1 protein-coding gene is annotated in these 392 nt (G+C 68.4%); it reads left to right on the top strand.

The features are described 5' to 3' along the window. A partial coding sequence (locus tag JK363_RS41735; protein WP_201883530.1) for an acyltransferase domain-containing protein occupies positions 1 to 392 on the top strand: 392 nt, incomplete at both ends.

A 392-nucleotide genomic window follows, 5' to 3' on the forward strand; every position in this document is an offset into this window, starting at 1 on the left:
GTGTTGGGGGAGGTGTGTGCGGCGCTGGAGCTTGATCCGGCGGTGTTCGGTGACGGGGAGTTGCTGGGGCAGACGCGGTATGCGCAGGGTGCGTTGTTTGCGTTTGAGGTGGCGTTGTTCCGGTTGTTGGAGAGCTGGGGTGTCAGGGCCGACTTTCTGCTGGGGCATTCGGTCGGTGAGATTGCGGCGGCGCATGTTGCGGGGGTGTTCTCGCTGGCGGATGCGGCGCGGCTGGTGTCTGCGCGGGGCCGGTTGATGCAGGCGTTGCCGGCGGGTGGGGTGATGGTGGCGGTCGAGGCTGCGGAGGCCGAGGCGCGGAGTGCGTTGGAGGGTTATGAGGACCGGGTTTCGGTCGCCGCGGTGAACGGTCCGCGCTCGGTGGTGCTGTCCGG

This window comes from Streptomyces coffeae, from assembly GCF_016741875.1.
GTDB classification, from domain to species: domain Bacteria; phylum Actinomycetota; class Actinomycetes; order Streptomycetales; family Streptomycetaceae; genus Streptomyces; species Streptomyces coffeae.